This window comes from Streptomyces durhamensis (assembly GCF_000725475.1).
In the GTDB taxonomy this organism is placed as follows: Bacteria; Actinomycetota; Actinomycetes; order Streptomycetales; family Streptomycetaceae; genus Streptomyces; species Streptomyces filipinensis.
On sequence record NZ_JNXR01000012.1, the window covers coordinates 139,577 to 166,347 of the forward strand.

General features: G+C 71.3%; 23 protein-coding genes. 13 read left to right on the top strand and 10 right to left on the bottom strand.

Annotated elements, in window-relative coordinates; genetic code table 11:
- Window positions 1-396 precede the first annotated feature (396 nt).
- Window positions 397-1,344 carry a hypothetical protein gene (locus IO33_RS0118335; RefSeq protein ID WP_031166148.1) on the top strand — a complete coding sequence of 316 codons (948 nt, stop codon included), beginning with the start codon at window positions 397-399 and terminating at the stop codon, window positions 1,342-1,344.
- Window positions 1,345-1,528: 184 nt separating this feature from the next.
- On the opposite strand, the gene IO33_RS0118340 is transcribed toward IO33_RS0118335, so the two are convergent.
- Window positions 1,529-1,951, bottom strand: coding sequence for a Rieske (2Fe-2S) protein (locus tag IO33_RS0118340; RefSeq protein WP_031166150.1), 423 nt, complete (start codon window positions 1,949-1,951; stop codon window positions 1,529-1,531).
- A 444-nt stretch (window positions 1,952-2,395) separates the two neighbouring features.
- Between IO33_RS0118340 and IO33_RS0118345 the strand changes: the two genes are divergently transcribed.
- Window positions 2,396-3,535, top strand: coding sequence for a LacI family DNA-binding transcriptional regulator (locus IO33_RS0118345; RefSeq protein WP_031166154.1), 1,140 nt, complete (start codon window positions 2,396-2,398; stop codon window positions 3,533-3,535).
- Window positions 3,532-4,443, top strand: a complete 912-nt coding sequence (locus IO33_RS0118350; RefSeq protein WP_031166157.1) for a carbohydrate kinase family protein — start codon at window positions 3,532-3,534, stop codon at window positions 4,441-4,443. The genes IO33_RS0118345 and IO33_RS0118350 overlap by 4 nt, the downstream gene beginning before the upstream one ends.
- A gap of 197 nt (window positions 4,444-4,640) precedes the next feature.
- On the opposite strand, the gene uvrA is transcribed toward IO33_RS0118350, so the two are convergent.
- Window positions 4,641-7,667 carry an excinuclease ABC subunit UvrA gene (uvrA, locus tag IO33_RS0118355; protein WP_031166159.1) on the bottom strand — a complete coding sequence of 1,009 codons (3,027 nt, stop codon included), beginning with the start codon at window positions 7,665-7,667 and terminating at the stop codon, window positions 4,641-4,643.
- Window positions 7,668-7,891: 224 nt separating this feature from the next.
- On the opposite strand from uvrA, the gene IO33_RS0118360 reads away from it, so the two are divergent.
- The 5 genes from IO33_RS0118360 to IO33_RS0118380 all read left to right on the top strand — a co-directional run bounded on the left by IO33_RS0118360 (window position 7,892) and on the right by IO33_RS0118380 (window position 12,138).
- Window positions 7,892-8,578 (top strand): maleylpyruvate isomerase family mycothiol-dependent enzyme, encoded by a 687-nt coding sequence (locus IO33_RS0118360; RefSeq protein WP_031166162.1) that lies wholly within the window; start codon window positions 7,892-7,894, stop codon window positions 8,576-8,578.
- A 45-nt stretch (window positions 8,579-8,623) separates the two neighbouring features.
- Window positions 8,624-9,280: an MBL fold metallo-hydrolase gene (locus IO33_RS0118365; protein ID WP_031166164.1), complete on the top strand. Its 657-nt coding sequence runs from the start codon at window positions 8,624-8,626 to the stop codon at window positions 9,278-9,280.
- A gap of 289 nt (window positions 9,281-9,569) precedes the next feature.
- Window positions 9,570-10,454, top strand: a complete 885-nt coding sequence (locus IO33_RS0118370) for an ABC transporter substrate-binding protein (protein ID WP_031166167.1) — start codon at window positions 9,570-9,572, stop codon at window positions 10,452-10,454.
- Entirely contained in the window at window positions 10,451-11,383 is a 933-nt protein-coding gene (locus tag IO33_RS0118375; RefSeq protein ID WP_031166169.1) for an amino acid ABC transporter permease, read from the top strand. The genes IO33_RS0118370 and IO33_RS0118375 overlap by 4 nt, the downstream gene beginning before the upstream one ends.
- A 26-nt stretch (window positions 11,384-11,409) precedes the next feature.
- Complete coding sequence (locus tag IO33_RS0118380; protein WP_051926860.1) at window positions 11,410-12,138, top strand: amino acid ABC transporter ATP-binding protein; 729 nt, start codon at window positions 11,410-11,412, stop codon at window positions 12,136-12,138.
- Window positions 12,139-12,182: 44 nt separating this feature from the next.
- Here the strand turns inward: IO33_RS0118380 and aroQ are convergent, their stop codons facing one another.
- The gene (gene aroQ, locus IO33_RS0118385; RefSeq protein ID WP_031166174.1) at window positions 12,183-12,656 is read right to left on the bottom strand and encodes a type II 3-dehydroquinate dehydratase; all 474 of its coding nucleotides are present in this window, start codon (window positions 12,654-12,656) and stop codon (window positions 12,183-12,185) included.
- Window positions 12,657-12,867: 211 nt separating this feature from the next.
- On the opposite strand from aroQ, the gene IO33_RS0118390 reads away from it, so the two are divergent.
- The gene (locus tag IO33_RS0118390; protein WP_031166176.1) at window positions 12,868-14,139 is read left to right on the top strand and encodes an MFS transporter; all 1,272 of its coding nucleotides are present in this window, start codon (window positions 12,868-12,870) and stop codon (window positions 14,137-14,139) included.
- A 103-nt stretch (window positions 14,140-14,242) separates the two neighbouring features.
- Here IO33_RS0118390 and IO33_RS0118395 read toward each other — a convergent pair whose 3' ends face one another.
- From IO33_RS0118395 to IO33_RS0118420, 6 genes are all read right to left on the bottom strand, one after another.
- Complete coding sequence (locus IO33_RS0118395; RefSeq protein ID WP_031166179.1) at window positions 14,243-15,343, bottom strand: calcium:cation antiporter; 1,101 nt, start codon at window positions 15,341-15,343, stop codon at window positions 14,243-14,245.
- A gap of 102 nt (window positions 15,344-15,445) precedes the next feature.
- The gene (locus tag IO33_RS0118400) at window positions 15,446-16,441 is read right to left on the bottom strand and encodes a TerC/Alx family metal homeostasis membrane protein (RefSeq protein WP_031166181.1); all 996 of its coding nucleotides are present in this window, start codon (window positions 16,439-16,441) and stop codon (window positions 15,446-15,448) included.
- A 241-nt stretch (window positions 16,442-16,682) separates the two neighbouring features.
- The gene (locus IO33_RS0118405; RefSeq protein ID WP_031166184.1) at window positions 16,683-18,752 is read right to left on the bottom strand and encodes a TerD family protein; all 2,070 of its coding nucleotides are present in this window, start codon (window positions 18,750-18,752) and stop codon (window positions 16,683-16,685) included.
- A 55-nt stretch (window positions 18,753-18,807) separates the two neighbouring features.
- Entirely contained in the window at window positions 18,808-19,386 is a 579-nt protein-coding gene (locus tag IO33_RS0118410; protein ID WP_031166186.1) for a TerD family protein, read from the bottom strand.
- A gap of 156 nt (window positions 19,387-19,542) precedes the next feature.
- Window positions 19,543-21,681, bottom strand: a complete 2,139-nt coding sequence (uvrB, locus tag IO33_RS0118415; RefSeq protein WP_031166188.1) for an excinuclease ABC subunit UvrB — start codon at window positions 21,679-21,681, stop codon at window positions 19,543-19,545.
- Between the two features lie 40 nt (window positions 21,682-21,721).
- Window positions 21,722-22,588, bottom strand: coding sequence for an MHYT domain-containing protein (locus IO33_RS0118420; protein ID WP_031166190.1), 867 nt, complete (start codon window positions 22,586-22,588; stop codon window positions 21,722-21,724).
- A 280-nt stretch (window positions 22,589-22,868) separates the two neighbouring features.
- Between IO33_RS0118420 and IO33_RS0118425 the strand changes: the two genes are divergently transcribed.
- Window positions 22,869-23,738, top strand: coding sequence for a glycerophosphodiester phosphodiesterase (locus IO33_RS0118425; protein ID WP_031166193.1), 870 nt, complete (start codon window positions 22,869-22,871; stop codon window positions 23,736-23,738).
- 41 nt (window positions 23,739-23,779) lie between these two features.
- Complete coding sequence (locus tag IO33_RS0118430; protein ID WP_031166196.1) at window positions 23,780-24,334, top strand: methylated-DNA--[protein]-cysteine S-methyltransferase; 555 nt, start codon at window positions 23,780-23,782, stop codon at window positions 24,332-24,334.
- Window positions 24,335-24,342: 8 nt separating this feature from the next.
- Here the strand turns inward: IO33_RS0118430 and IO33_RS0118435 are convergent, their stop codons facing one another.
- Window positions 24,343-24,774 (bottom strand): VOC family protein, encoded by a 432-nt coding sequence (locus tag IO33_RS0118435; protein ID WP_031166198.1) that lies wholly within the window; start codon window positions 24,772-24,774, stop codon window positions 24,343-24,345.
- A 101-nt stretch (window positions 24,775-24,875) separates the two neighbouring features.
- Between IO33_RS0118435 and IO33_RS0118440 the strand changes: the two genes are divergently transcribed.
- Entirely contained in the window at window positions 24,876-25,784 is a 909-nt protein-coding gene (locus tag IO33_RS0118440) for a pseudouridine-5'-phosphate glycosidase (RefSeq protein ID WP_031166201.1), read from the top strand.
- On the top strand, window positions 25,769-26,698 hold the full coding sequence (locus IO33_RS0118445) for a carbohydrate kinase family protein (protein WP_031166203.1): 930 nt from the start codon (window positions 25,769-25,771) through the stop codon (window positions 26,696-26,698). The genes IO33_RS0118440 and IO33_RS0118445 overlap by 16 nt, the downstream gene beginning before the upstream one ends.
- Window positions 26,699-26,771: the final 73 nt, after the last annotated feature.

A 26,771-nucleotide genomic window follows, 5' to 3' on the forward strand; every position in this document is an offset into this window, starting at 1 on the left:
GGGCCGGTACCGATCAGTGCCGGCCGATCCGGTCTCCGCGATCCGCCGCCGCGGCGCCCGGACCGCCGCGCCGGCCGTCACCGCCCTGCGATCACCGGCGAACCCCAGGTCTTTGGCACGTGCTGATCACCCCGCCGGGCGCGCAGGCGGGCGCCCGGCCGGTGACCGGCGGCCGCGCTCCGGTTCTCGTGGCCGGCCACGGCCGTGGCGGGTTCGAGGTGTTGTCGGGGTCTGGTCAACACGCTTCAATGCGGGGGAACTCGGGGCCGTACACGCACGCGTACGGGCGCGGCGTGCGCAGTCACGGGCGTCCACCGGTGCCACGGGGGTGGCCCCGCGCACCCGCTCAGACGGTCTGACCAGCCGTAGTGACACCTCACAGAAAGGCGCCCCGGCATGCCGCATGCCACGGAGTACGCGCACGTCCCCACCGCGGAACTGGACACGGCCCTGCGGGGCGGCCCCTTTCATGTGGCGCTGCGCGCCGCGATCGCCGCACGCGGACTGCCGCTCCAGCGCGTCCAGCACCATCTGTCCCGCCACGGGGTCAAGGTCGGTGTCACCAGCCTGAGTTACTGGCAGCAGGGCGCCCGCCGCCCGCAGCGCCCGGAGTCATTGCGAGCGGTACGGGCGCTGGAGGAGATCCTCCACCTGCCGGACGAGTCGCTGATCCGGCTGCTGGCCGAGGCCGGCGAGCGCGCGGCGGCCGGCCACCCGGCTGTGCGCTCGTACCGCTCCCTGATCGAGGCCTCGGACGTGCTGGACCGGCTCCGGGCCGAGCTGGGCTGGTCCCCCGACGGCGGGCTGCACACGCTGGGCCATCACGAATGCGTCCGCATCGGCGGCCGGCGCGAGCTCGCGAGCCGGGAGGCCCACCACATCGTGCGGGCCCACCGCGACGGCCTGGACCGCTTTCTCGCCGTGCACCACGGCGACCCTGGCTGCCGTCCGCGCGACATCAGAGTGCGGGCGCTGGAGAACTGCCGCACCGGACGCGTCCGCTGGGACCAGGACACCGGCGTCCTGGTGGCGGAGCTGCTCTTCGGCACCCGGCTGCGCGCCGGGGACACCTTCCTGTTCCGCTACGGCATCGAGGACGGCACGGCCGGGGCATCCCGCGAGTACCTCCACCGGTTCGGCCTTCCCGGCGGCCAGTACGCCCTGCAGGTGCGGTTCGACGCGGCGGCACTGCCGGTGCGCTGCCATCGTTTCACCCAGCACTCGACGGCCGCCCCGCGCAGCGGCCGGCACGAACTGCCGGTGACCGGGCCCCACCACTGCGTCCACGTGGTCGAGCCGCGGATACGCCCGGGCGTCGTCGGCATCGCGTGGGAGTGGGAGTGAACTCGCCCTGGGCACAGGCCGGTTGAGGCACCGCGAGCGCCCCGCGCACTGGGCCGGCGCTGGAGGCTGCCACCGGGGGCTGCCGGGCGGGCGGGGCGACGCCGGGGCGGGGCCGCAGGACAGCCGGCGACGCCGGAGCGGGGGCACCTGACGGCCGCACGTCCAGGACGTGCGAGCGGAACCGTCAGGCGCCAGGACCGGCGATGATCCTGCCGTTCGCGGTCTTCACCGGCAGCTCGGCCAGGGGCTCGGTGGCCGGCGACTGGACCACCTCGCCCGTCACGGCGTCGAACTGGCTGCCGTGGCAGGGGCAGACCAGGGTCGTCCCCTGCAGCTTGTTGATGGGACACCCCGCGTGCGTGCACACAGTGCTGTACGCCTTCAGCCGGCCGCTCCCGTCGCGGCTGACGACCACGTTGTGATCCCGGTACAGCTTCGCGCCGCCCTTCGAGACCTCACCCTCGGCACCGAGGTCGACCGGCGCGGTCGGGGCGGCCGCGACCTCGCCGCCCGGCGCCGAGCATGCCGCCAGACCGAGTCCGGCGACCGGGGCCACGGCTGCTCCTCGAAGGACGGTACGGCGGCTCGCGGAGGGGCGGGCAGGCATCTGGTACTCCACTGCTCAAGGGGTGTGCAGGGCGACGATACCCGGACAGAAGGACCACCTTCAGGGCGGGGCCGGGGACTGCCGGACGGGCCGGGGACTGCCGGGTAGGGCCAGGATTGCCGGTCGAAGCCTGGTCTGCTGGGGCAGGGCCAGGACTGCCGGACAGGGGGAGGACTGCCAGGCCGAGGCATCAGAGAGTGACGGTGAGGGTGGGGAGGGTCGGCGGAACCTCGAAGACAGGACGTAAACGCTTACGCAAGCGTTTACGCGAGGGTGCTCGATGGGATAGCGTCCCGGCCGGAAGGGCCACGGCCGTCCAGTCCGGACGGTCCGCCGGCCCCCACAGTGCGTCCATGCCGTACGTCCGTGCAGTACGCCGGCTCACCGCTTCCGGTGCGGCCGGTCCGCTGCGTCGGCACAGTCGGCTCAGGGAGGGAGACGGCGATGGCCACCATGGCGGACGTCGCGCGGAGCGCCGGGGTCTCCGTGGCGACGGTTTCCCACGTTCTGAACGACACCCGCCCGGTGCTGCCTCACACCCGCCAGGCCGTGCTGGACGCCGTCGACGCCCTCGGCTACACCCCCAACACCCTGGCCCGCTCCCTGGTGACCTCCCGCACCCGCTCCATCGGGCTCGCGGTATCGGCGATCAGCAACCCGTACTTCACGGAGATCCTCCAGGGCGTCGAGGCAGCCGCCCTGGAGGCGGGATACAGCCTGCTCATCGCGGATCCGCACGACGACCCCGGGCACGAGCGCAAGGTCGTACAGCTCCTCCACGAACGCCGGGTGGACGGCATGATCGTCGCTCCGTCCGCGCACCCTCACGATCTGGTCGGCTACCTGCGCCGCCATGCCGTACCGACCGTGTTCCTGGACCGGGTGATCGACGCGGGTGTGCTGGACGCCGCCGCGACCGGCGGTGGCACCGGCACCGCCCCCGGCGAGGGCGCGCCCTGGTACGACCAGGTCTGCGCCGACAGCGCCGAACCGACCGCCCGACTCGTCACCCATCTCGCGGGGCTGGGGCACCGCCGGATCGGCCTGGTCGCGGGCCTGCCCGGACTCAGCACCACCGATGAGCGCGTCTCCGGCTACCGGGACGGCCTCACCGCCGCCGGCCTGACCCACGACGAACGGCTCCTGGTCTCCGGCAACTCCGAGTCGGCAGGTGCCGAGCAGGCCACGGCCGCCCTGCTCGCCCTGCCCGAACCGCCCACGGCACTCGTCACCGCCAACAACGCGATGACCATCGGCGCCCTGCGCGCCCTGCGCCGGCGCGGTCTGTCCGTCCCGGACGACATCGCCCTGTGCTGCTTCGACGACTTCGCCTGGGCCGATCTGTTCTCACCCCGGCTCACCGCCGTCGCCCAGCCGAGCAGGGAGCTGGGCGCACAGGCCGTCCAGGTGCTCCTGAACCGCCTGGACGAGCCGCGCCGGCCGGCCCGGACGGTACGGCTGCCGTGCACGTTCGTCCACCGCGCCTCCTGCGGGTGCCCGGAGGAGCCGGGCCTGTCCCGGACGCCCGAGCACACCGATTCCCCCATGTCATCCACGCTGTCGGAGAAGGGAACCACCTCGTGATCGTCGTCGCCGGTGAGGCACTGATCGACCTGGTGCCGCAGGGCTCCGGTGCCCTCGCGGACCTGAAGCCGGCGCTCGGCGGTGGCCCGTACAACACCGCCGTGGCCCTCGGCCGGCTCGGCTCCCGCACCGCCTTCTGCTCGCGGACGTCGCACGACGCCTTCGGCGAGGCCCTGCTCGACGGGCTGCGCCGGGCCGGGGTGGACGTGTCGGGCGTGCAGCGCGGGCCGGAGCCGACGACCCTGGCGGTGGCCACCATCGACGCGGATGGATCGGCCGCGTACTCCTTCTATGTCGACGGCACCGCCGACCGTCTGTTCACCGCGCCCGTCGCGCTGCCCGCCGGCACCCGCGCGGTGTCCTTCGGCACCTGCTCGCTCGTCCTGGAACCGGGAGCGAGCGCCTACGAAGAGCTGATGCGCACGGCGGCCGGACAGGGGCTGTTCACCGCGCTCGACCCCAACATCCGGGCGGGGCTCATCCCGGACGCGGACGCCTACCGGGCGCGTTTCAAGAGCTGGCTGCCCTCGGTGGCGCTGCTGAAGCTCTCCGCGGAGGACGCCGAGTGGCTGGGCGGCGGCCCGCGCGAGTGGCTGGCCGCGGGCCCCGCGGCCGTGGTGGTGACCCGGGGCGGGGAGGGTCTGACCGTCTTCACCCGGGACGGCGGGGAGCACTCCGTACCGGGTGTGGAGGTCGCCGTGGTGGACACCATCGGCGCCGGTGACACGGTGAACGCAGCCCTGTTGCACGGGCTGTCCGCCCTCGACGCGCTGTCGGAGGAAGCGCTCGTCGCCCTCGGGACGGAGGGCTGGACGCGGCTGTTGCGCTTCGCGGCACGCGCGGCGGCGATCACCTGCTCGCGGGCGGGGGCCGAGCCGCCGTACGCGGCCGAGCTCGGTGACCTGTGAGCGGCCCCTTTTCTCTTTCCCTCTGCTGCTGTCAAGGTGCGGCCGGACCCGTGGTGCGGGGATCTGTCGGACCTCGGAGCCGGAGTGGCTGATGGTGGAACGAGCGGCGCCCCGCGGGGAGTTCCCGCGGGGCGCCGATTTTCTGGTGCTGCGTCAGACCTTGACCGATGATGCGTCAAGCCTTCACCGGTGATGTGTCAGGCCTTGCGTGCCCGTGTCGTCTTCTTCGCGGGCGCCGCCTTCTTCGCGGTCGCGGCGGCCTTCTTGGTGGCCGTGTTGTTGGCCTTGGCCGTCACCGTCCTCTTCGCCGCCGTCGTCGCCGCGGCCGTCTTCCTGGTCGTGGCGGCGCGCTGCGTCGGCAGAGGTTCGGCGTCGCTGATGCGGTCGGCGCCGAGGATCTCGCGCAGGAACTTGCCGGTGTGGCTGGCCGGAACCCCGGCGACCTCCTCGGGTGTGCCCTCGGCGACCACGAGACCACCGCCGGCGCCGCCCTCCGGACCCATGTCCACGATCCAGTCGGCGGTCTTGATCACGTCGAGGTTGTGCTCGATGACGATGACCGTGTTGCCCTTGTCGACCAGGCCGCCGAGGACCGTCAGCAGCTTGCTGATGTCCTCGAAGTGCAGACCGGTGGTCGGCTCGTCCAGGACGTAGACCGTGCGCCCGGTGGAGCGCTTCTGCAGCTCGCTGGCCAGCTTCACGCGCTGGGCCTCACCACCGGAGAGGGTGGTGGCGGACTGGCCGAGGCGGACGTAGCCGAGGCCGACGTCCTTCAGCGTCCTCAGGTGCCGGGAGATGGCCGGGACGGCCTCGAAGAAGTCGGTGGCCTCCTCGATGGGCATGTTCAGCACGTCGGCGATGGACTTGCCCTTGTAGTGGACCTCCAGGGTCTCCCGGTTGTACCGGGCGCCGTGGCAGACCTCGCAGGGGACGTAGACGTCCGGGAGGAAGTTCATCTCGATCTTGATCGTGCCGTCGCCCGCGCAGTTCTCGCAGCGGCCGCCCTTGACGTTGAAGGAGAAGCGGCCCGGCAGGTAGCCGCGGACCTTCGCCTCGGTGGTCTCGGCGAACAGCTTGCGGACGTGGTCGAAGACACCGGTGTACGTCGCCGGGTTGGACCGCGGGGTACGGCCGATCGGCGACTGGTCGACGTGCACGACCTTGTCGACCAGGTCGTCGCCGTCCACGCGCGTGTGCCGGCCGGGGACGTTGCGTGCGCCGTTCAGCTCGCGGGCCAGGTGCGTGTAGAGGATGTCGTTGACCAGCGTCGACTTGCCGGAGCCGGAGACGCCCGTGACGGCCGTGAACACGCCCAGCGGGAAGGACACGTCGATGTCCTGCAGGTTGTTCTCACGGGCGCCGTGCACGGTGAGCTGCCGGGACAGGTCACGGGGACGGCGGATGTCCGGAACCGGGATCGCCTTGCGGCCCGAGAGGTACGCGCCGGTCTGCGACTCGGTGTTGGCGAGCAGCTCCTTCAGCGAGCCGCTGTGCACCACCTTGCCGCCGTGCTCGCCGGCGCCCGGGCCGATGTCCACGACCCAGTCGGCGACCTTGATGGTGTCCTCGTCGTGCTCCACGACGATGAGCGTGTTGCCCATGTCGCGCAGCCGGACCAGGGTCTCGATCAGCCGGTGGTTGTCCCTCTGGTGCAGACCGATGGACGGCTCGTCCAGCACATACAGGACGCCGACGAGGCCGGAGCCGATCTGGGTGGCGAGCCGGATGCGCTGGGCCTCGCCGCCGGAGAGCGTGCCGGCCGCGCGGTTCAGTGAGAGGTAGTCCAGGCCGACGTCGACCAGGAAGCGCAGCCGTTCGTTGACCTCCTTCAGCACCCGCTCGGCGATCTTCTTGTCCCGGGCGTTCAGCTTCAGCCGGCCGAGGAAGTCCGCGCAGTCGCTGATCGACATCCCGGAGACCTCGGCGATCGACTTCTCCATGACCGTGACCGCGAGGACGATCGGCTTCAGGCGTGTGCCCTCGCAGGAGGGGCACGGCACCTCGCGCATGTAGCCCTCGAAGCGCTCACGGCTGGCGTCGCTCTCGGCCTCGCTGTGCCGGCGCTTCACGAACGGCACCGCACCCTCGAAGGGGGTGGTGTAGACCCGCTCGCGGCCGTAGCGGTTGCGGTAGCGCACCTCGATCTGGGTCTTGTGGCCGTACAGCAGGGCCTTCTTCGCGCGCTGCGGCAGGCCCGCGAACGGGATGTCCGTGCGGAAGCCGAGGGCGTCCGCGAGGGCGCCGATCAGGCGGCCGAAGTAGTCCTTGGTGTGTCCGTGCGACCAGGGGTGGAGGGCGCCCTCGTCCAGGGTCTTGTCCGGGTCCGGGACGATCAGTTCCGGGTCGACCTCCATGCGCGTGCCGATGCCGGTGCAGTCGGGGCAGGCGCCGAAGGGCGAGTTGAAGGAGAAGGAGCGGGGCTCCAGCTCCTCGAAGGACAGGTCGTCGTACGGGCAGTACAGGTGCTCGGAGTACATGCGCTCACGCTCGGGATCGTCCTCGGGGAGATCGACGAAGTCGAGCACGATCATGCCGCCGGACAGGCCGAGGGCGGTCTCCACGGAGTCGGTGAGACGGCGCTTGGCGGACTCCTTCACCGTGAGGCGGTCCACGACCACCTCGATGGTGTGCTTCTCCTGCTTCTTCAGCGCGGGCGGCTCGGAGAGCTGGATGGTCTGGCCGTCCACGCGTGCGCGGGAGTAGCCCTTGGTCTGCAGGTCGGCGAAGAGGTCCACGAACTCGCCCTTGCGCTCGCGCACGAGCGGCGAGAGCACCTGGAAACGGCTCCCCTCCGGCAGCTCCAGGACCCGGTCCACGATGGCCTGCGGCGACTGGCGCGAGATCGGGCGGCCGCACTCGGGGCAGTGCGGCTTGCCGATCCGTGCGAAGAGCAGGCGCAGGTAGTCGTAGACCTCGGTGATGGTGCCGACCGTGGAGCGCGGGTTGCGCGAGGTCGACTTCTGGTCGATGGAGACCGCCGGGGACAGGCCCTCGATGAAGTCCACGTCCGGCTTGTCCATCTGGCCGAGGAACTGCCGGGCGTACGAGGAGAGCGACTCCACGTAGCGGCGCTGGCCCTCCGCGAAGATCGTGTCGAAGGCCAGGGACGACTTGCCCGACCCGGACAGGCCCGTGAAGACGATGAGCGAGTCACGAGGCAGGTCGAGCGAGACATTCTTCAGGTTGTGCTCGCGCGCGCCACGGACGATGAGACGGTCGGCCACGCCGGTCCGCACCTTTCTTGAGAGAAGTGACAGGGGCGGGGCCCCCGTGCTTCTTCAGACTAGGGGGAGCCACTGACAACGCCGGTCGGATTGCCCGATTGCATAACAACCCCCGGCCATCCAGCATGCCCGACGTCACCTTCGACGATATAGCACGTGCTTTCGATTTGCGGACCCGGTTCACCACCTTCACCCGAAGGTGTGGCGGGGCTAATGTCAGCCCCATGATTGATCACGCTCATGACCTGGCATGTGTACGTGACGCGACCGAACGGCTTCTCAGCGCGGTCGCCACACTGGACAACGCGTCGCTCGCCGAGCCGTCACGGCTCCCGGGCTGGACCCGCGGCCATGTCCTCGCCCACCTCGCCCGGAACGCGGACGCGCTCGTGAACGTTCTCGAAGGCCGGCCCATGTACGTGAGCGCCGAGGCGCGGGACGCGGACATCGAGCGTGACGCCCCCCGTCCGCTCGACGCCCAGCTCGCCGACCTGCGTGAGAGCGCGGACCGCTTCCTGGCGGTGGGAGACGCGCCGGCGGACTGGGCGCGCACGGTGGAGCTGCGCAACGGGGTCACCGACTCCGCGTCCCGGGTGCCGTTCCGCAGGTGGGTCGAGGTCGAGCTGCACCATGTGGACCTCGGCGTCGGGTACGAGCTGGAGGATCTTCCGGCGGAGTTCGCGGACCGGGAGATCGAGTTTCTGGCGGACCGCTTCGCCGGGCACAAGGACGTGCCCTCGACCGGCCTGGCCACCGGCGACGGCCGGACCTGGACCACGGGCGGCGGCGCCGAGGGCGACCCGGTCGCGGTCGAGGGTACGGCCGCCGAGCTGTTGGGCTGGCTCGCCGGACGGCGCGACGGATCCGGCCTGACCGCGAAGGGCGCGCTGCCGAAACTGCCCCCGCTGTAGGCCGCCGACGGTCCGCGGGCCGGTCCCCGCTATAGGCTGATCACCATGACGTACACCGGAGAGGTACGGGTCGGCGGACCGGCGGATGTGCATGAGCTGAAAGACCTGATGATCACGAAGATCGCGGTCGGCCCGATGGACAACAACGCCTATCTGCTGCGCTGCCGGGCCACCGACGAGCAGCTCCTGATCGACGCCGCCAACGAGGCGGGGACGCTCCTCGGCATGATCGGTGACGACGGCATCGCGTCCGTGGTCACCACGCATCAGCACGGCGACCACTGGCAGGCGCTCGCCGAGGTCGTCGCCGCCACGGGCGCGCGTACGTACGCCGGCCGCGAGGACGCCCCCGGTATCCCCGTGCCCACCGATGTCCTCGTGGACGACGGCGACGTCATCAGGGTGGGCCGCGTGGAGCTCACCGCGCGGCATCTCGTCGGGCACACCCCGGGCTCGATCGCGCTGGTCTACGACGACCCGCACGGCCACCCGCACGTCTTCACCGGCGACTGCCTCTTCCCGGGCGGTGTCGGCAACACGCGCAAGGACCCGAAGGCTTTCGCCAGCCTGATCCGCGACGTGGAGGCGAAGCTCTTCGACGTGCTGGCGGACGAGACCTGGGTGTATCCCGGGCACGGCGACGACACGACGCTGGGTGCGGAGCGGCCGCATCTGCCGGAGTGGCACGCGCGCGGGTGGTGAGCGCCGGGCGCGCTCTCCTCCGCGCCCCGTGTGAACGTTTCGCACGCGTCGGGGGCGCGTGCGCGCTCCCGACGCGCCGTGTCACGCGCTGAACTGGAGGCAGGACCGCGGAGGATGACGGCTCCTCGGCGGTAGGGCCGCCGGTCTCCCGCCCTGCCCTCGGCCGGCGGCCCAGGCCAAGGGGCCACGCTCGGAGCGACGTTCACACGACTGCAACACCCGCTCCCACTATGCGGACACTTACCGCCATGACCTGGACAAACGCCGGGTTCGCTGCCAATCTCCCGCCATGTACCTCGCCCCTCGCACCCTGCGCCGTGCGCTGGCCGCCGCCACCGTAGCCCTGCTCGCCACCGCTGTCGGCTGTGCGCCGCAGCCCGAGGGCGGCGCGTCGGCCTCCCCGTCCGGATCGGCCGCGAAGAGCTGCGCCAAGGGCAAGTTGGCCACGAAGACCTCCGGCAAGCTGACGATCGCGACGGACGAACCGGCCTACGAGCCCTGGTTCAAGGACGACAAGCCGGCGAACGGCAAGGGCTTCGAGTCGGCGGTCAGCTACGCCGTGGCCCGGCGGCTGGGCTACGGCAAGAGCGCCGTCGTATGGCAGAGCGTGCCGTTCAACAAGGCGTTCGCACCCGGCGTGAAGACCTTCGACTTCGACATCAACCAGGTGTCGATCAGCGCCGAGCGCAAGAGGGCCGTCGACTTCTCCTCCGGCTACTACGACGTGCGCCAGGCCGTCATCGCCCTGAAGGGCGGCAAGGCCGCCGGGGCGAGGAGCATCGCGGACCTGAAGGGCCTCAAGCTGGGTGCCCAGGTGGGCACCACGAGCCTCGACTACATCACCGACGTGGTGAAGCCGAAGCAGGAGGCCGCGGTGTACGCCAAGAACGACCAGGCCAAGTCCGCCCTGAAGAACGGCCAGGTCGACGCCATCGTCGTCGACCTGCCAACGGCGTTCTACATCACCGCGGCCGAGGTGACGAACGCGAAGATCGTCGGACAGTTCGAGAACCAGGGCGCCACGCCCGAGCAGTTCGGGCTGGTGCTGGACAAGGGCAGCGCGCTGACCTCGTGCGTGAGCGGCGCCGTCGACGCCCTGCGCAAGGACGGCACCCTGGCGAAGCTCGAGAAGCAGTGGCTGTCCGACGCCGTCGACGCCCCGGTGCTCAAGTGACCGTCACGAAGGGCGAGTCGGCCCGGGAGGGGGCCGACGGCGAGGGCGACATGACCGGCGCCGTCGACGGACGCTCCGTCGACGGTTACGTACCCTCCGAACGGCGGCGGGCACGCGAGCGCCACCAACGCGCGCGTGCCCGCCGCGCCACGGCCGTAGCGGCGCTATCGACGCTGGTCACAGCGGTCGTGCTGTACCTGGTCGTGGTCGACGCGCCGGGCTGGCCACGCACCAAGGAGACGTTCTTCAGCGCCGACTACGCGCGCGAGGCGCTGCCGAAGGTCCTCGAAGGGCTGTGGCTGAACGTCCGCCTGCTCGCGGTCTGCGGTGTCGCCGTCCTGGTCCTGGGCATGCTGATCGCGATCGCGCGCACCCTGCGCGGACCGGTCTTCTTCCCGCTGCGGGTGCTGGCGGCGGCGTACACCGACTTCTTCCGCGGCCTTCCACTGATCATCAACCTGATGATCGTGGTCCTCGGTGTGCCCGCGCTGCGGCTGCAGGGCGTGACGGTCGATCCGGTGCTGCTGGGCGGTACGGCGCTGACGCTGACGTACTCGGCGTACGTGGCCGAGGTGTTCCGCGCGGGCATCGAGTCGATCCACCCGTCCCAGCGCGCCGCGGCCCGCTCCCTGGGCCTCACCAACAGGCAGGCCCTGCGCTACGTCGTCCTGCCCCAGGCGGTACGGCGTCAGGTGCCGCCGCTGCTCAACGACCTGGTGTCGCTGCAGAAGGACACGGGCCTGGTGTCGATCGGGGGCGCGGTGGACGCCGTGCGGGCGGCCGACATCATCGTGGGCCGCAGCCTCAACTACACGCCGTACATCGTCGCGGGACTGGTGTTCGTGGCGCTGACCATTCCGATGACCCGCTTCACGGACTGGCTGACGGCCCGTATGGACCGGCAGCGGGCCCAGGGAGGAGCGCTGTGAGCGCCACGGACGCACCCGTCCTGCGCATGGAGTCCGTCCGCAAGACCTTCGGTGGCTCCGTCGTCCTGCGCGACGTCGATCTGGAGGTCGCGCCGCACACGGTGACCGCGCTGATCGGCGCGTCAGGTTCGGGCAAGTCCACGCTGCTGCGCTGCGCCAACCTCCTGGAGGAGATCGACGACGGCGCGATCTGGCTGGACGGCGAGGAGATCACCGATCCCCGCGCCGACCAGGACGCGGTGCGGCGCCGCATCGGTGTGGTCTTCCAGGCGTACAACCTGTTCCCGCACATGACCGTGCTGGACAACATCACGCTGGCGCCGCGCCGGGTCCACGGCGCCACCCGGGCCGAGGCCGAGGAACACGCCAGAGGGCTGCTGGAGCGCCTCGGACTGGCCGCCAAGGCCGACGCCTACCCCGACCGGCTGAGCGGCGGCCAGCAGCAGCGTGTGGCGATCGTACGGGCCCTTGCCGTGCGGCCCCGGCTGTTGCTGCTGGACGAGATCACGGCGGCACTCGACCCCGAACTCGTGGGTGAGGTGCTGGAGGTGGTCCGGGACCTGAAGGACGACGGCATGACCATGGTGCTGGCGACGCACGAAATGGGCTTCGCGCGCGACGTCGCCGACCAGGTGTGCTTCCTGGACGGCGGAGTCGTCCTGGAACGCGGCACCGCCGAGCAGGTCTTCGGTGACCCGCAGCAGGAGCGCACGCGACGCTTCCTGCGGCGGATCGTGGAGGCGGGCCGGCTGTGACGCGGGCCGTCGCGTCGGCGTGGGCCTACGCGTAGGCGTGGTGCCTACGCGTCGGCGGGGGCCGCGCCCGCCAGGGCTGCCACGCGCTCCACGCCGAACACATAGCCCTGCACCCCGCACCCGGCGATCACACCGTCGGCGCGCAGCGAGACGTAGGAGTGGTGCCGGAACGATTCGCGCTGGTGAATGTTGGAGATGTGCACCTCCAGCACGGGCATGCCGTCACAGGTGTTGAGCGCGTCCAGGATCGCGACCGACGTGTGGGAGTAGGCGCCGGGGTTGATGACGATCCCGCAGTGGTTCAGCCGCGCCTCGTGGATCCAGTCGACCAGTTCGCCCTCGTGGTTGGACTGCCGGAAGTCCACCGTGCCGCCGTGCGCCGCCGCGGCCTTGGCGCACAGCGTCTCCACGTCGGCCAGCGTGTCCCTGCCGTAGATCTCGGGCTGGCGCTGGCCGAGCAGGTTCAGGTTGGGCCCGTTGAGGATCATGATCGGGGCGTTGGCCAGGGTGCGGGGCACGGGTCCTCCGGTCCGTTCGGGGCGGTACGTCGACGACCGCTGCTCGCACCCGGTCTATCACGGGTCTCCGCAGCGTACGGCGGGGCACGTCCCACCGGTGGCTTCGGCGCACGCCACGGTCGCCCGAGCGCCTCCACGCGCCCCGTAACCGCCGATCACGGTGGGTAGTTGACGCGACATGCAGCCTGTACGCGCCGTAAGCCCCCCTTCGATGCCGAGACTCGCCGCCGCATCCCTGGTGGGGACCGCGATCGAGTTCTACGACTTCTTCGTCTACGGGACGGCGGCGGCCCTGGTCCTGGGGCCGCTGTTCTTCCCGACGTTCTCGCCCGTCGCGGGGACCCTGGCGGCGTTCGCGACGTTCGGAGTGGGGTTCGTGGCCCGTCCGCTCGGCTCGGCGCTGTTCGGGCATCTCGGCGACCGGCGCGGGCGGCGACCCGTGCTCGTCATCTCCCTGCTGCTCACAGGCGCCTCGACGGTCGCGGTGGGCTGCGTGCCCTCGTACGGGACGATCGGCGTCGCCGCGCCCGTGCTGCTGCTCGTCCTGCGCTTCCTGCAGGGACTGGGGGTGGGCGGGGAGTGGGGCGGTGCGGTGCTGCTGACCGCCGAGCACGCGCCGGCCGGGCGGCGCGCACTCTGGTCGAGCTTTCCCCAGGTGGGGCCCGCGTTCGGCTTCGTGCTCGCCAACGGGGTGATGCTCGCCCTGTCGGCGACGCTGTCGGACGCGGACTTCGCACGGTGGGGATGGCGGGTGCCGTTCTGGGCGGCCGGGGTACTGGCGCTGGCCGGGCTGTGGCTGCGCTCGTCGCTCGCCGAGAGCCCTCGGTTCCTGGAGATCGACGACCACGCGCGCGTGCCGCTCGTCGAGGTGCTACGGCACCACGGGCGGCTGGTGCTGCTGACGGCCGGGGCGCTGGCCGTCGGGTACGCGGTGTTCTATGCGGTGACGACCTGGTCGCTGGCGTATGCGACGGAGCGGCTCGGGGTGAGCCGGACGGTGATGCTGACCTGTGTGATGGCCGCGGTGATCGTGATGGGCGCCCTCACCCCCCTGTTGGCCCTGCTCGGCGACCGCTACGGGCGCCGGCCGATGTGTCTGACCGGGTCCGCCGCCTGCGCCGTGTGGATGCTGCCGATGGTGGCGCTGCTGGCCACCGGGCAGCCGTTGCTGATGTTCCTCGGCATCCTGGGCGCCCTGATCGCCTTCATCATCATGTTCGCGGTCATCGCCGCCTACCTGCCGGAGCTGTACGAGGCCCGGGTGCGCTGCACGGGCGCCGCGGTGGGCTACAACCTCGGCGGGGTCCTCGGCGGCGCGCTCACCCCGATCGTCGCCACGGCGCTCGCCGAGCAGGGCGGGCGGGTGCCCTGGGCCGTGGGCGCGTATCTGACCGGCGTCGCACTGCTCAGCCTGGGGTGCTTCGCCCTGCTGCCCGAGACGCGCCCGGTGCCCGTGCCGGTTGTGGAGCCGGCCACGAGCTGAGACGGACCGGGGCGGACCCGGGCGGCGGGCAACCGTGGACAGCTCGGGGAAGTCCCTCCTCAGGGCCGCGGAGGGGCCGGACCCCGGGCGCGACGGCACGGCGCTACGGGTTGATCGCCAGCTCCAGGTACGCCGCGAAGATCACCAGGTGGACGCCGCCCTGCAGGGGGGTGGCCCGTCCCGGAACCACCGTCAGGGAGCTGACCACCACGGTCAGCGCGAGCAGCAGCATGTGCGTCGAGCTGAGGCCGAGGACGAGCGGGCCGGACAGCCAGACGGAGGCGAGGGCGACGGCAGGGATGGTCAGGCCGATGCTGGCCATGGCCGAGCCCAGAGCGAGGTTGAGGCTGGTCTGCACCCGGTCGCGGCGTGCGGAGCGCAGTGCGGCGATCGTCTCCGGCAACAGGACGAGCAGGGCGATGATCACACCGACGACGGCCTGGTGCAGGCCGGCCGCCGCCACGCCCGACTCGATGGTGGGCGACACGCCTTTGGCCAGGCCGACCACGCCGACCAGGGCCAGGCCGAGCAGTGCGAGGCTGATCCGGGCGGTGCGCGCGGACGGGGGCCGGGCGTGGTCCTCGGCGGTGATGACCTCGCCCTGCCGGGTGATCGGCAGGAAGTAGTCGCGGTGGCGGACGGTCTGGGTGGCCACGAACAGGCCGTACAAAATCAGTGAGGACAGCGCGGCGAAGGTCAGCTGCACGGAGGAGAACTCGGGTCCGGGCTTGCTGGTGGTGAAGGTCGGCAGCACCAGGCTGAGCGTGGCGAGCGTCGCCACGGTCGCCAGGGCGGCGCCGGTCCCCTCGGGGTTGAACACCGCGGTGCCGTGCCGGAGGGAGGCCACGAGCAGGCAGAGGCCGACGACGCCGTTGCAGGTGATCATCACGGCGGCGAAGACGGTGTCTCTGGCCAGGGTGGAACTCTTGTCGCCGCCGTCGACCATGAGGGTGACGATCAGGGCCACCTCGATGATCGTGACGGCGATGGCGAGCACCAGGGAGCCGAAGGGCTCGCCGACGCGGTGAGCGATGACCTCCGCGTGATGCACCGCGGCCAGGACGGAGCCGGCGAGCACCACGGTCACCAGGGCGACGACCGTGCCCGGCAGGTCACGGCCCCAGGTGAAGACCAGGAGGACGACCGCGAGGACGGGCACGAGGATCGTCCACTGCCGGGTGAGCGACCGGAGCCGAGTGATCATGCGGCGATGGTCGCAGAGACGTACAGGGTTCGCATTCCGTTCTTTTCGGATACTTCCGCAGCTCCTTCCGCTGTTTCCTTTCCGCCCCTGTGACGGCCCTGGTCAGACGTCCACGCTGCGGGCGTCTTCCTCCTCGGCGCGTGCCGCCTCGACGGCTGTCTGCTTCCTGGAGGCCATGAGGCTGGTGATGGTGGTGACGACCAGCACCGCGCAGATCACCCCGAGCGAGACCGGGATGCTGATCTCGGGGACGTGGACGCCGGATTCATGCAGGGCGTGCAGCACCAGCTTGACGCCGATGAAGCCGAGGATGATCGACAGGCCGTACGAGAGGTGGACCAGCTTCTTCAGCAGGCCGCCGATGAGGAAGTACAGCTGCCGCAGACCCATGAGGGCGAAGGCGTTGGCGGTGAAGACGATGTACGGGTCCTGGGTCAGGCCGAAGATCGCGGGGATGGAGTCCAGGGCGAACAGCACGTCCGTGGTGCCGATGGCGAGCATCACGACCAGCATCGGGGTCATGACCCGCTTGCCGTTCTGCTGGATCCACAGCTTGGTGCCGTGGTACCGGTCGGCCACGCCGAACCTGTGCTCCACCGCCTTCAGCAGCTTGCTCTCCTCGTACTCCTCGCCCTCCTCGTCCGCGCGGGCCTCCTGGACGAGCTTCCAGGCGGTCCAGATCAGGAAGGCGCCGAAGAGGAAGAACACCCAGGAGAAGCCGGCGATGATCGCGGCTCCGGCGGCGATGAAGACGGTCCTCAGGGCCAGGGCTATGAGCACGCCGACGAGCAGGACGCGCTGCTGGTACTGAGCGGGCACCGCGAACTTCGCCATGATGAGGACGAAGACGAAGAGGTTGTCGACGCTCAGCGACTTCTCGGTGATGAATCCCGCGAAGAACTCGCCGGCCGGCTGTCCGCCGCCGAAGACGAGGAGCCCGAGGCCGAAGAGCCCGGCCAGGGCGATCCAGACGACGGTCCAGATTCCGGCTTCCTTGACCGACACCTCATGCGGCTTGCGCCCGATGAGGAAATCGACCGCGATCAGGGCGGCGAGACCCACGACGGTCAGGACCCACAGGGTCATGGAGACTTCCACTGCACCTCCGGCATTACGTAACGGCAAACACGTCAGCGTCGTCGCTGCCGGAGGTCTCTTCCACCCGCGCGGGGCCGGCGCCCCGGGACCGGAACCGGTCCGTACTGACGGGTGCGCCGCAGTCAGGGAGTACTCCCCTCCGTGCGGAAAACTGTACCCCAATCACCAAGGAAAGGTAAAGTAGAAAGTAAAGCAAAGACCAAATCCCGTGGTCAGGTCAGCTTTACCGGTACTTGGTGCTTTACCGGTGCTCGCTCAGGGCCCTGGCCACCTCGGTGAGGACGTGGTGCACGATCCGGCTGCCGGCCGGCACCAGCGCGGGCTCGTAGGTCCAGGCGTGTCCGACCCAGGGGTCGGCGAAGTGGTCGTCGGGCACGGGTGTGAGTCGCATCAGCGAACGCCACAGCGGATCGAGGAGGGGGCCGTAGGCCGCGGCGTCCTCGCGGTCCGCCACCAGCAGGAGGTGCACACCGACGTCGGGTCCCTCGTCGGCGAGATAGCGCAGCCGGGTCACGGCCCGGTCGTCGAAACCGTGCGGGAAGTCGTTGACGATCAGCAGCTGTCGCGCCGGGTCGACATCGGCCGGCAACGACTCGGGCGCGCCGCCCCGCACGGCCATCTGCACCAGGTCGACCCGCCGGGTGAGCCTCTCCAGCACCTCCGTCACTCCCGCCGCCCCCGTGGCCGGAGGCGCGGCGAGCACGCCGGTCCGCGCGAGGGGGGCGAACGCCGCGGCCCCGGCGCCGGCCGGGTCGACGACCTGCACGCCGAAGTCCCCCGCCGGGTGCACGGCGAGCAGTCGCGCCGCGAGCGCCACTGCCGCCTCCACGGCCAGGTGCCGCAGCTCGGCGGAGTCCGGGAACCCGTCGGATGCGGCGGCCGTCCCGCTGTCGAGCCACAGGCCACGTTCCAGCGGCAGCCGGACCAGCATGGGAATGCGCAGCGGCACGCTCTCGGGGAGGTGGAGGTCGCCGAGGCGCAGCGCCATCGGCGGCTCGGTGGGCATGCGGAAGCCGTGCCAGACGGGATTGTCCCAGCGGGCGTAGGCGGGTGGTAGCGCGGGTTCGACGACCTCGGATTCGGCGGTGAGCTGGGCGAGATCGCGGTCGAGGACCGCCCGGGCCTGGTCGACCAGCTGCGTCCGGCGGGCGTGGGCGGCCTCACGCGCGGCGTCGGCCGCGGTGCCGAGCCGGCCGCGGGGGTCGGTGAGGGCCTGGTCGAGTTCCGTCTCCAGTCGGGAGTCGGCGAACTCGACGGCGCTGCGGTACGCGGCGGTGGTGCGGGCGAGGTCCTCGAACATGCCCCACACCTGGTTGTACAGCCGCTCCTCCATCGACCAGCCCGCGGCGTCACCCGCGACGGGTTGCGCGGGCCGGTCGTCGGCGGGCGCGGACGCCTGGGCCGGTGTGCCCTGCGGGCGGCGGCCGGGGTGCGTGTAGTCGATCCGGGCGCCGGGGTCACGCGGTGGGGTGCCGGACGCCTGGGCGTCGTAGGGGCTGCGGGCGTCGTACGGCGGTGCCGGCTCGGGCGGCTGCGCGGCAAACGGCGGCGTCGGCCCCGCCGTTCCGGAGGCGGGAGCGTCCGCGGGTCCGGGTGGGCGGATGTCGTACGGCGCGGCGGCCGGGGTCTCACGTGCCGCGGCTGCGGAGGCGTCGTGCGGAACGGTCGCGGAGGTGTCCTGCGGCGCGCGGGCCGAGGTCTCACGAGCCGGGGCGGCCTGGGGTGACGGTGGGCCGGGCGGGGTCGGCACCGCTCCGGACGGGCCGTGCGCCGCGGCCTCCTGGACTGCGGCCGTGAGGTCGGCGGCCTCGCGCAGCCCTTGGCCGGCGAGGAGCGCCGTGAGCCCCGCCGCGTATCCCTGGCCCACCGCGCGCACCTTCCAGGCGGCCTGTCTGCGGTAGAGCTCCAGGGCGAGCACGGCCGTCTCGCTGTCCAGGCCGGTGAGGGTGTAGCAGGCGAGTTCGGTGCCGTCGGGGCCTTCTACGGCGGTGTGCGGGGCGGCGACGGCCCCGAACCGCGACGGCGCTTCGGCCCCTGCGGGCAGGGCGAGGAAGACGTCGACGCGGTGCACCTCCTCGGGCAGGGCGCCCAGGTCGACGGACAGCCGGTGTTCGGCGGCGGCCTGCCGGGACACCTCGACACCGGGAAGAGCGGGTGCGCCGGGATGGGCCACCCGCCCGGTGCCGTGCACCGTGCCGTTCTCGTCGCCGAGCGTGGCCCCGGCCAGGACCGGCGCCCCGGCCGAGATCCGGATCGTCAACCGGGTCTGGGTCAGCGGGTGGTTCTGTCCCCGCACCAGCTCGGCCGTCATCGCCGTCGCCCCCTGTGTCGTACTGTCGTGCGCCCTGCCGGTCGAGCGGGCGGTCCTACAGGTGCGGCAGGATCGCCGGCATCAGGTCCTGGAAGGTGCGGCCGTTGGCCGGGGTGCCGATGGCGGTCATCGTCCAGCCCGAGCCCGCGCGGTGCACCTTGGCCATGATCTGGGCGGTGTAGTCGCCGCCGCCGTCCAGCGTGTAGCGGGCGAGTTCCTGGCCGTTGGTCTCGTCCACGAGACGGCAGAACGCGTTCTGCACCTCCTGGAACGTCTGGCCCGTGAAGGAGTTCACGGTGAAGACGATCTGGTCGATGTGGACCGGGACGCGCTGCAGGTCCACGAGGATCGACTCGTCGTCGCCGCCCTGGCCGACACCGCCGACGAGGTTGTCGCCGGTGTGGCGGACCGAGCCGTCGTCGCTCACCAGGTGGCGGAAGAACACCACGTCGACCGGCTGCTTCTCGGCGAAGAGGACGGCCGAGGCGTCCAGGTCGATCTCGCGGGTGCGGGAGCCGAACAGGCCGCGCCGCTTCGCCGCCTGCCAGCCGAGTCCCATACGGACCGCGCTCAGGGTGGCCCCGTCCTTCTTCTCCAGGCTGATGGCCTGACCCTTGCTCAAGTTGACGGACACCGCTGAATCCCCTCTCGATGGTCCCCTGTTGCCGCGCACTGCGCGGTTGTCCAGAACCCTACGCAGGGGCACCGACAGTGCCGAACCCCGGCCCACGCTTTGTGTCGGTGTTGCAACACTTGGCGCATCTACCGAGGTCCGGCAGGGTGGCGGGACTCAGGCGAGGCCGGCCTCCCGCATCTGGCGCAGTTCCTTCTTCATCTCGGAGACCTCGTCACGCAGCCGGGCCGCGATCTCGAACTGCAGCTCCGCGGCGGCGGCGCGCATCCGCTCGGTCATCTCCTCGATCTGCTCGGCGAGTTCGGCCGCCGGACGGTCCGTGGGCACCGTGGCCGCTGCCTTGCCCTTGGCGGCCTTCGCGCTCTTGGCCGCCTTGTCGCCCAGGGCGGGGACAGGTGCCTTGGCGCCCTTGCCGTCCTTGGACTTGCGGTAGCCGGAACCGAGGAGCTGCTCGGTGTCGACCTCTTCGCGGGCGATCTGCGCGACGATGTCGTTGATCTTCTTGCGCAGCGGCTGGGGGTCGATGCCGTTGGCCTTGTTGTAGGCGATCTGCTTCTCCCGGCGGCGGTTGGTCTCCTCGATGGCCTTCTCCATCGCCGGGGTGATCTTGTCGGCGTACATGTGGACCTGACCGGACACGTTGCGCGCCGCGCGGCCGATGGTCTGGATCAGTGAGGTACCCGAGCGCAGGAAGCCCTCCTTGTCGGCGTCGAGGATCGCCACCAGGGACACCTCGGGCAGGTCGAGGCCCTCGCGGAGGAGGTTGATGCCGACCAGGACGTCGTACTCGCCGGAGCGCAGTTCACGCAGCAGCTCGACACGGCGCAGGGTGTCGACGTCGCTGTGCAGATAACGCACCTGGATGCCGAGCTCCAGGAAGTAGTCGGTGAGGTCCTCGGCCATCTTCTTGGTGAGCGTGGTGACGAGGACGCGCTCGTCCTTCTCGGTGCGCTGCCGGATCTCGTGCACCAGGTCGTCGATCTGCCCCTCGGTGGGCTTGACCACGACCTCCGGGTCGACCAGACCGGTCGGGCGGATGATCTGCTCCACGACGCCGTCGGAGCGGGACAACTCGTACGCGCCCGGGGTGGCCGACAGGTAGACGGTCTGGTCGATGCGCTCTTGGAACTCCTCCCACTTCAGGGGACGGTTGTCCAGCGCGGAGGGCAGGCGGAAGCCGTGGTCGACGAGGGTGCGCTTGCGGGAGGCGTCGCCCTCGTACATGGCGCCGATCTGCGGGACGGTGACGTGCGACTCGTCGATGACGAGCAGGAAGTCGTCCGGGAAGTAGTCCAGCAGGGTGTTGGGCGGGGAGCCGGGCGAGCGGCCGTCGAAGTGCATCGAGTAGTTCTCCACGCCGGAGCAGGTGCCGATCTGGCGGAGCATCTCGATGTCGTACGTGGTGCGCATCCGCAGGCGCTGGGCCTCCAGGAGCTTGCCCTGCTTCTCCAGCTCGGCGAGGCGCTCCCCGAGCTCCTTCTCGATGTCGTTGACCGCCCGCTCCATGCGCTCGGGGCCGGCGACGTAGTGGGAGGCGGGGAAGACGTACAGCTGCTGGTCGTCGCTGATGATCTCGCCGGTGAGCGGGTGCAGCGTGGACAGCGCCTCGATCTCGTCGCCGAACATCTCGATACGGACGGCCAGCTCCTCGTAGACCGGGAAGATCTCGATGGTGTCGCCGCGGACCCGGAAGGTGCCGCGGCTGAAGGCCATGTCGTTGCGCGTGTACTGGATGTCGACGAAGCGGCGCAGCAGCTCGTCCCGGTCGATCTCGTCGCCGACCCGGAGGGGCACCATCCGGTCCACGTACTCCTGCGGCGTACCGAGGCCGTAGATGCAGGACACCGAGGCGACCACGACGACGTCGCGGCGGGTGAGCAGCGAGTTCGTCGCCGAGTGGCGCAGTCGCTCGACCTCCTCGTTGATCGAGGAGTCCTTTTCGATGTAGGTGTCCGACTGCGGGACGTAGGCCTCGGGCTGGTAGTAGTCGTAGTACGAGACGAAGTATTCGACCGCGTTGTTCGGCAACAGCTCGCGGAACTCGTTGGCCAGCTGGGCGGCCAGTGTCTTGTTCGGCGCCATCACGAGCGTGGGGCGCTGGAGCTTCTCGATCATCCACGCCGTGGTGGCGGACTTGCCGGTGCCGGTCGCGCCCAGCAGGACGACGTCCTTCTCACCGGCCTCGATGCGCTTGGCCAGGTCGGCGATGGCCGTCGGCTGGTCGCCGCTGGGCTGGTAGGGGCTGACGACCTCGAGGGGCGCCACCGTGCGTTCGATGTGGGAAACGGGCCGCATGTCATCCACCGTACGACCCCGCACTGACAACGGGCCCGGATCAGCGATTCTGCGGGGTCCGGGAGACCTGGCGCTCGGGGCGGCGCTCCTCGGGGACGGCGGCGCGGCGCTCCGGGTGGGGGGCGACGACGGCGGCCGGGACACCCGGTTTGCGCTCGATGGGCCTGCGCACGGGCCGGCCGATGACCATCAGCGGGTCGAAGACCACCACGACGCCCGCGAGGAGCAGGAAGGCGAGCGGGCCGATCAGCATCGGCGCGAGCACGGACGGCTCGGGTGCGCCTCCCGCGCTGTGCGAGGTGCCGTCGAGGTGGACGCCGAGGGCGGCCATGCCGGTGTAGTGCATGCCGCTGACCGCGAGCCCCATGACGAGGCTCGCCGCCACGCTCCACAGGAAACCCCGGACCCGTCCGGCGGCCCACAGGGCGGCGGTGGCGGCCACGACCGCTATGCCCACGGAGGCGGCGACGGTGAGCGTGTTGTAGGTGAAGCGCCCGTGGAAGTGCACGCCCGCCATGCCGAGGTAGTGCATCGAGGCGACGCCCAGACCGGTGATCGTGCCTCCGGTGAACAGAGCGGTGCCGGTGGCGCCCCGGTAGCCGACGATGAAGATCCCGACCCCGACCATGACGACGGCGAGGCCGAGGCTCGCGTAGGTGATCGGCTTGTCGTAGTGGATCGGTGTCTCCTTGATGGCGAAGCCCATCATGGCGACGAAGTGCATGGTCCAGATGCCGGAGCCGATCGCGGCGGAGCCGAGGGCCAGCCAGGCGGGCCGCCAGGAGTGCGTGACCAGCAGGGACCGCGTGGTGCAGCGCAGGCCGAGGGCGCCGCCGAGGCAGGCCATCAGATAGGCCACCACCGGGGTGACGGCCCCGTAACTGAATCCGTCGACCGTGCCTTGCATCCGCGGCTGCCCTTCCGCCCTCATGCGTCCCGGAATCCCCGATTTGTTCCCCCGGCCCAGGACCGCGCCGGCGGTCAGGGTTGTCGCAGAGAGTATGACCCCCACCGGAACGGTCGAACGATTTTCCGGCAAAGAATCACGGCCTTGCCTCAGATGTGCGGTCCTGGTGAGCGCACCTGGACACCTCCATGCGCTCTGTGCCCATCGTGCGCCCGCGTGCCGGAGACCGTCTGGTGTCAGTCTGGTTGCTGTCGGTATTCGCTCGACGCGAGGAGTCTGCATGCACGCGCGCGTAGTGGCCGCCGCGGCCGCCACCGTCCTGGGGACGGCGGTCCTGCCGAGCCCCGCCTCCGACGCCCGGGCCGGCGACATGGGCGCACCCACGGTGATCGCCCACCGGGGCGCCTCCGCCTACGCTCCGGAGAACACGCTGGCGTCGATCGACAAGGCCGCCCAGCTGGGCTTCTCCTGGGTCGAGAACGACGTGCAGCGCACCAAGGACGGCGAGCTGGTCGTCATCCACGACGACAGCCTCCAGCGCACCACGGACGCCGAGCAGGTCTTTCCCGACCGGGCCCCGTGGAAGGTGAAGGACTTCACCGCCGCCGAGATCGCCCGGCTGGACGCGGGCAGCTGGTACTCCCCGGCTTACGCGGGCACGCGCGTGCCGACGCTGAAGGACTACATGTGCCGGGTCGAGCACAACCACGAGAAACTGCTCCTGGAGATCAAGAACCCGGAGCTGTATCCGGGCATCGAGCAGCAGACCGTGAAGCTTCTCGGCAACGAGGGCTGGCTGGACCCGAAGCACCTCGGCCGGCTGATCGTGCAGAGCTTCAGCGCGGACAGCATCCGGACCGTGCACGAGCTGAGGCCCGCGATCACCACCGCTTACCTCGGTTCGCCCACCGTGGCGCAACTGGGCCAGTACGCGCCCTTCACCGATCTCGTCAACCCCTCGTACGGGTCGCTCTCCCCGACGTACGTCTCGGCCGTCCACGCCGTCAAGGGGCCGCACGACAAGCCGCTCGGGGTGTTCGCCTGGACGGTGAACGACGCGGCCACCGCGCGCCGGGTCGCGGGCTACGGCGTCGACGGGATCATCACGAACAAGCCCGACGTGGTGCGGGAGGCGCTGGCTTCGCACTGAGCGGAGCGGGCGTTGTCAGTGGCTGGTCGTACCGTGGGCGCATGGACAGCGACGGGCGGGATGAGCAGCGGGTCACGTGGGCCGTGGTGGGCACGGACATCGGTCCGCTGATGCTGGCGGCGACCCGTGACGGCCTGGTCAACGTGGTCTTCCATGCCACAGATGCGGTGCGCGACCGCGCCCTGGAGCGGCTGGCGGCCCGGCTGGGCGGCACACCCGTGGAGGATCCGGACTCGCCGCCGCTCGCCGAGGCGATACGCCAGCTGCGGGCGTATTTCGCGGGCGAGCGGCACCGCTTCGACCTGCCGCTGGACTGGTCCCTGATCTCCGGTTTCAACCGGCAGGTGCTGCGCGAGCTGGCGTCCGGCGTGCCCTACGGCACGGTGGTCGGGTACGGCGATCTCGCCGGGCGGGTCGGGCAGCCCGGCGGGGCCCAGGCGGTCGGCGCGGCCATGGGTGCCAATCCGCTGCCGGTGGTCGTGCCGTGCCACCGGGTGGTGGAGAGCGACGGCGGCATCGGTGGCTTCGGGGGCGGACTGGAGACCAAGCGGCAGCTGCTGGCCCTGGAGGGCGTGCTGCCCGAGCCGCTGTTCTGACGGTCGGGCTAGTCGTCGTAGTGCCGGGCCTCGAAGACGTTGCCGTCGGGGTCCCGGAAGTAGAAGTTGCGCCGGGCCTTGCCACGGGCGCCGAACGAGTCGTGGCCGATCTCGCTCATGGGTACGCCGCGCTCCTCCAACCGGGATCGCAGGTGGTCGAAGCCGTCGGCGGGCAGGGCCAGGCAGACGTGGTTGACCGGATGGCCGGCGGCGTCCGCGGCACCGGGCAGCATGTCCATGCGCTCGGCGGTGGCGAGCGGGACGAGGTCCAGGAGTGTCTCCTCGTTGACGCGCACGGAGGGGAAGCCCGTCTTCCCGTCGGCGTACTCGGCGACTCTCACGGGTTCCAGCCCGACGGCATCCTGGTAGAAGCCGGCCGCGGCGACCGGATCGGCCACCCACAGGACGACATGGTCGAGACGCGTGCTGTTCTTCGTCATGCGGCCCAGGCTGGTGGCGTCCCCCACAGGCCGCAAGCGTTTAGGGGCGGCGCGCGCCCGCCAGAGATGGGGGAAAGGACCGACGGACAGGAGGCGGTGCGGTGGTGCTGGTGGTGTCGGAAGAGGTCCGGGAAGCGATCGACGCACGGCGGCCGGTGGTGGCCCTGGAGTCCACGATCATCGCGCACGGACTGCCCCGCCCGCGGAACCTGCAGGTGGCACTGGAGCTGGAGGACGCGGTGCGGCGGGAGGGCGCCGTACCGGCGACCATCGCCGTGCTCGACGGTCGCCCCCGTGTCGGCCTGGACAAGGAGCAGCTGGAGCGGGTCGCGAACGAGGACGGCATCCGCAAACTGGGCCACCGCGATCTGCCGCTCGCCGTGGCGGCCGGTACGAGCGGGGCGACCACGGTGTCGGCGACGGCCCAGCTGGCCGCGCTCGCGGGTGTGCGGGTGTTCGCCACCGGTGGGCTGGGGGGTGTGCACCGGGAGTGGACGGTGAGCCAGGACGAGTCGGCCGATCTCGGTCTGCTGGCACGCACCCGGATCACGGTGGTCTGCGCGGGCATGAAGTCGATCCTGGACGTGCCGGCGACCCTGCAGCGGCTGGAGACGCTGGGCGTGGCCGTCGCCGGGTACGGCACGGACCGGTTCCCCGGCTTCTATCTGTCCGACTCCGGGTATCCGGTCGACTGGACGCTTGGGACTCCGGAGCAGGTCGCGGACGTCATGCGGGCCCAGGACGCGCTCGACGCGCCGGATTCGGCGCTGATCGTCGCCCATCCCGTGCCCGAGGCCGAGCAGCTCGACCCGGAGTTGCACGCGCGCGTGCTCGCCGACGCGCTGCGCGCCTGCGCGGAGCGGGGGGTCACCGGGCAGGCGGTGACCCCGTTCCTGCTGGACTACCTCGTCCGGCACACCGACGGCGCCTCCCTGAGCGCGAACCTGGCGGCCGTGCGCGGCAACGTACGGCTGGCGGCACGGATCGCCACCGCGTGGACGACGGAGTGAGCCCGGACGGGGCCCTGCTGGTCGTCGGCGACGTGGTCACGGATGTGGTCGCGCGGCACCGGGGGCCGCTCGCGGCCGGCACCGACACGGCCGCCGCGATCCGGACACTGCCGGGCGGGGCGGGGGCCAACGTGGCCTGCTGGGCCGCGCACGCGGGCTGTGCGGACGTACGGCTGCTCGGGCGGGTGGGTGCGGACGCGGCCGCCTGGCACGAGCGCGAGCTGGTCGCGGCCGGGGTGCGGCCCCGGCTGGTGGTCGATCCGACGGCGGCGACCGGGACGGTGATCTGCCTCGTCGACACGGGGGCGGCGGCGGAGCGTACGTTCCTCACGGACAGCGGGGCGTCCCTGCGGCTCGAACCCGCCGACTGGTCGGACGGGCTGCTGGACGGCGTCGCACGGCTGCACCTGTCGGGCTACCTGCTGTTCACGGAGCCGAGCCGGGAGCTGGCGAGGACCGCGCTCGCGGCGGCACACGCGCGTGGCGTGCCGGTCAGCCTGGATCCGGCGTCCGCGGGCTTCCTGGTACGGCTGGGGGTGGACCGCTTCCTGGCGTTCGCCGAGGGGCTGGACCTGCTGCTGCCCAGCAGGGACGAGGCGTGTCTGCTGACGGGGCTGCCGGATCCGGCGGACGCGGCGGCCAAGCTGAGCCGTCTCGTGCCGCTGGTGGTGACCAAGGCGGGCGCGGACGGCGCGCTGGTGGCCCGTTCCGGCAGCGCACCGGTCAGGGTCCCGGCGGCGCCCGCGGTCCCTCGGGACACCACGGGTGCGGGTGACGCCTTCACCGGCGCGTTCCTCGCCGCTCTGCTCACGGGTGCGACCCCGGAGGAGGCGGCGGCACGGGGCTGCCGGGCGGGCGCGGCGGCGGTGGAACGCGTGGGAGGCAGGCCACGGCGTGCGGGGAACGGGGGCTAGCCCGCGACGCGAGCCACGCCCGGGGGGCCACGCGCAAGCTCGAGCAGCCCCGGCTGGAGGCGGGATCCGCCGC

What these genes read in the sequence shown, in the direction of transcription:
- IO33_RS0118360 (WP_031166162.1), top strand. Translation starts at nt 7,892, where the DNA reads ATGATTGATCACGCTCATGACCTGGCATGTGTACGTGACGCGACCGAA.
- IO33_RS0118435 (WP_031166198.1), bottom strand. Translation starts at nt 24,774, where the DNA reads ATGACGAAGAACAGCACGCGTCTCGACCATGTCGTCCTGTGGGTGGCC.
- IO33_RS0118345 (WP_031166154.1), top strand. Translation starts at nt 2,396, where the DNA reads ATGGCCACCATGGCGGACGTCGCGCGGAGCGCCGGGGTCTCCGTGGCG.
- IO33_RS0118335 (WP_031166148.1), top strand. Translation starts at nt 397, where the DNA reads ATGCCGCATGCCACGGAGTACGCGCACGTCCCCACCGCGGAACTGGAC.
- IO33_RS0118420 (WP_031166190.1), bottom strand. Translation starts at nt 22,588, where the DNA reads ATGCAAGGCACGGTCGACGGATTCAGTTACGGGGCCGTCACCCCGGTG.
- IO33_RS0118405 (WP_031166184.1), bottom strand. Translation starts at nt 18,752, where the DNA reads ATGACGGCCGAGCTGGTGCGGGGACAGAACCACCCGCTGACCCAGACC.
- IO33_RS0118380 (WP_051926860.1), top strand. Translation starts at nt 11,410, where the DNA reads ATGGAGTCCGTCCGCAAGACCTTCGGTGGCTCCGTCGTCCTGCGCGAC.
- IO33_RS0118365 (WP_031166164.1), top strand. Translation starts at nt 8,624, where the DNA reads ATGACGTACACCGGAGAGGTACGGGTCGGCGGACCGGCGGATGTGCAT.
- IO33_RS0118340 (WP_031166150.1), bottom strand. Translation starts at nt 1,951, where the DNA reads ATGCCTGCCCGCCCCTCCGCGAGCCGCCGTACCGTCCTTCGAGGAGCA.
- IO33_RS0118395 (WP_031166179.1), bottom strand. Translation starts at nt 15,343, where the DNA reads ATGATCACTCGGCTCCGGTCGCTCACCCGGCAGTGGACGATCCTCGTG.
- IO33_RS0118430 (WP_031166196.1), top strand. Translation starts at nt 23,780, where the DNA reads ATGGACAGCGACGGGCGGGATGAGCAGCGGGTCACGTGGGCCGTGGTG.
- uvrB (WP_031166188.1), bottom strand. Translation starts at nt 21,681, where the DNA reads ATGCGGCCCGTTTCCCACATCGAACGCACGGTGGCGCCCCTCGAGGTC.
- IO33_RS0118370 (WP_031166167.1), top strand. Translation starts at nt 9,570, where the DNA reads ATGTACCTCGCCCCTCGCACCCTGCGCCGTGCGCTGGCCGCCGCCACC.
- IO33_RS0118425 (WP_031166193.1), top strand. Translation starts at nt 22,869, where the DNA reads ATGCACGCGCGCGTAGTGGCCGCCGCGGCCGCCACCGTCCTGGGGACG.
- IO33_RS0118390 (WP_031166176.1), top strand. Translation starts at nt 12,868, where the DNA reads ATGCCGAGACTCGCCGCCGCATCCCTGGTGGGGACCGCGATCGAGTTC.